Source organism: candidate division KSB1 bacterium (assembly GCA_022562085.1).
GTDB lineage: Bacteria > Zhuqueibacterota > Zhuqueibacteria > Oceanimicrobiales > Oceanimicrobiaceae > Oceanimicrobium.
The window spans coordinates 1-3,089 of the sequence record JADFPY010000440.1 but is presented as its reverse complement, the minus strand read 5'-3'; the positions used below and the strand labels follow the sequence as shown (position 1 = coordinate 3,089).

2 protein-coding genes are annotated in these 3,089 nt (G+C 42.5%); both read left to right on the top strand.

The genetic code is table 11. The features are described from left to right. Window positions 1-288 precede the first annotated feature (288 nt). Window positions 289-1,344, top strand: coding sequence for a DUF697 domain-containing protein (locus IH879_21925; protein ID MCH7677585.1), 1,056 nt, complete (start codon window positions 289-291; stop codon window positions 1,342-1,344). A 206-nt stretch (window positions 1,345-1,550) separates the two neighbouring features. Further along, window positions 1,551-2,831: a hypothetical protein gene (locus IH879_21920; GenBank protein ID MCH7677584.1), complete on the top strand. Its 1,281-nt coding sequence runs from the start codon at window positions 1,551-1,553 to the stop codon at window positions 2,829-2,831. The last annotated feature ends 258 nt before the right edge of the window (window positions 2,832-3,089 follow it).

Below are 3,089 nucleotides of genomic sequence, written 5' to 3'. Positions count from 1 at the left end.
GGTGAAAATAATTTCCACCGAAATACACCGAATTGCGCCGAGGGACACCGAATCGCCGCCGTTTTGCAATTTAACGTTTGGTGCTTCAAAATGATTTTAAAAAACATAAGCGCAGACTAATTTACAATTTTCAAATCAAACTAAATTCGGTGAGCTTCGGTGACTTCGGCGCAATTCGGTGGGAAACATGATTTTGTTTTAAGGTTAGAGGATGACTTTGTTAAATGATACCTGCAACTGGTTATTCATATTAAACTTTTAAAATTTAGGTAACGTAAACCTGTTAACATGAAAATCCTCAGTCGATTCTTTTATTTCTTTTCACTTTTTCTCATTTACATTATTTTCCGGGAGTTGTTAGAACTCTATCTCCTGACCCGGGCTCTGCACCCGGCTTTTGGGTACGCGACTTTGGCACTGCTCCTCGGGTTCATCATTTATTTCATCGGCATTCCCATTTATAAAATTATCAAAATCCCCAAAAACTACGCACCGACCAAAGATAAAAACAGAGCCCCGGAAATCATTCAGAATCGTCTTAATAAATTTAAAACCAACCCTTTTCTAATAGAGTCGGGATTTGATTTTTCAAACATTGAGGAAAACGAAGAAGGGTATCAAAAAACAATTGAGGTGCTGGAAAAAGAAAGTGAGCAAATTAGAAAGAGGTACGTCCTGCGGCTTTTTTACAGTTCCAGTATTTCACAAAACGGTTTTCTGGACGCCATTCTCATTTTATCTTCGAGTGTTAATCTGGTCAAAGAACTGTTCATTTTATATCACGGCCGGGTTTCAAACAAGGATTTGTGGGCCATTGCAAAAAAGGTTTATCTGTCGATGGCCATCGGCGGCTCAGAAGGCGTTGAGTACGCTGCCCAGGAGTTGTTTTCCAAGTTTGCCACGGAGAGTATTAAAAGCGTGCCTTTTGCGGATAGAATCTTTGGCTCACTGGCAGACGGCTTTGTAAACGCAGCGCTCCTGACCCGCATTTCTCTTCTTACGGAAAACTACTGTAAATTGGTCTGCATTGAGTCGGACAGAGATCTCTACCCTTCCGCGGATTTTATCCTGAAAACCACCAAATTCATCACCTCGGACATCATGGAAAAAATGACGGTTGAACTGCTCAGGATGAGCAAAGAAAAGACTGTCGATACGGTCATGCTGGCGGTCAATCCGGTCGCACATTTGTTTAGCAAAACGATAGATAAAGTTAAAGAAGGAACGGACAAAGTCACTTCCTATCCGAAAGAAATGATTAAAGATGTGGCTCACATTGCAAATCGGCCACTCGTTTATGGGCTGGATCGATTGTCGAGTATTTTTCGAAAAGCGCGAGGTTAATCCAAACTCTTAACGATTGTGAAGACGTCTTTGCGAGGCGTTCCGTGCCGAAGCAATCTCAAGCCTGCCTAATCAAAAGATTGCTTCGCTGAGAAACGCTCGCAAAGACTAAAATCTCAGTCCGTTATTCGTCCCCCTCCAAAGTTCTTGCATTTTTTTGCCGGATCATTAACTTTGAAATGAATCAAGCGAAATTAATTTAGAAAATGCAAACTGCAGTTTCCCAACCTCGAACCGAACGAATCAAATTCAACTGGATTCTGAGTCCCCGCAAAGATCTGCTTTTTTACATCGGCTCAGCGCTCGCCGGCTGGCTTTATGTAGGAATTATTTTTTATGCAATTCAGGTTTTAAATGATCCGCTTCGAGACGCATTTTTAACTTTGCAATTTGGCGGCATCGAGATCCCTTTAAACCTTGAGCTTCTGGTGGTCCTCAGTTGGGCCATCATTCTGGATGCGCCCCATGTTTGGGCGACCCTCGGACGGACACTTTTCGACCCTGACGAGTGGCGGGTGCGCGGACGAGAGCTGCGCGTTTCGTTCATCTGGTTTTTTGTCGGACCGGCGGCCATTTTGTTGCCTTACTTTTTCGGAGCTTTTACCCCAACTCTTGGATTCACAACGCCGGTAGAAACGTTGGCGCTGGGCGGCATCCTCTTTTTTGTCTTCTTTCGACTTTGGGCTTACTATCATGTTGTGCGCCAACACTGGGGCTTTTTCGCGCTTTACAAACGCAAAGCAAACGATAACGAAGCGCTCGCCAACAAATTCGACTATTGGTTCTTTAATTTGACTTTGTACATGCCGCTGGTGATGTTTCTGACCAGCTCATTTTACAAAAACACGCCGGGTTTTCCACCTTTAGGGCTGCAGGCGCCAATCTTTGCAAATTTAAGTATCGGCTCCCTTCTGCACCCGCTGGCCTGGACAATTTACCTGGCAATTATTCTTCTTTATATCGGCTTTCAAATCAAGCTCTGGAAAGCGGGTTCAACTCTTAACGGCAGCAAACTGCTCTACATGTGTTCGATCATTCCGCTGCACTTTGTTGCGTTTAGCCACCCGATTATGGCCGTGTTTATCGTGCCGTTGGTGACTGTCGGCCATAACATTCAATATCATTGCATTGTTTATTCCTTCGCACAGAATAAATATAAATCGAAAACTGCAAGAGAATTTAAGTGGGTGAAAGCTTTGTTTAAAAACTTTACAATTTATGCTTTAATTGGCTTGGTGTTCACATTTGGGTTTTACAAAGGTCCCTGGATTGATTGGCTCAAATCAATCAGTGGCTTAGAATTGGATACGGTGCTGCTAAATTCAATTGGCATGATGGCCGGTATCAAAGACCCTGCATCTTTAAGATTAGGCGAACGGGTTTTCGCAGCATTCATTCTGGGTTTTGCCATGCAGCATTATTATTTGGATTCCAAAATTTGGCGAGTGAATCGGGATAAAGATGTGCAGAAAAATTTAAATGTCTAATAGACTTCTGCAAAACAGACACTGAGAACACTGAGGAACACAGCGCGGCGAAGCCGCAACCAATATTTTGGAGCCACGGATTAACCCCGTTAGATAAGAGTTTTTAGGTTTTCTGTTTAGCTGATGTTTTTATCTAACGGGGTTAACACCGATTCGACACGGATAAATGCATTTAAAAAAAACTAAATCATGACACGCCATTTGAAATTGTAGAAATTTGTAAGTTACAAAAAGTGAAATTTAAAACTCCATTTATTA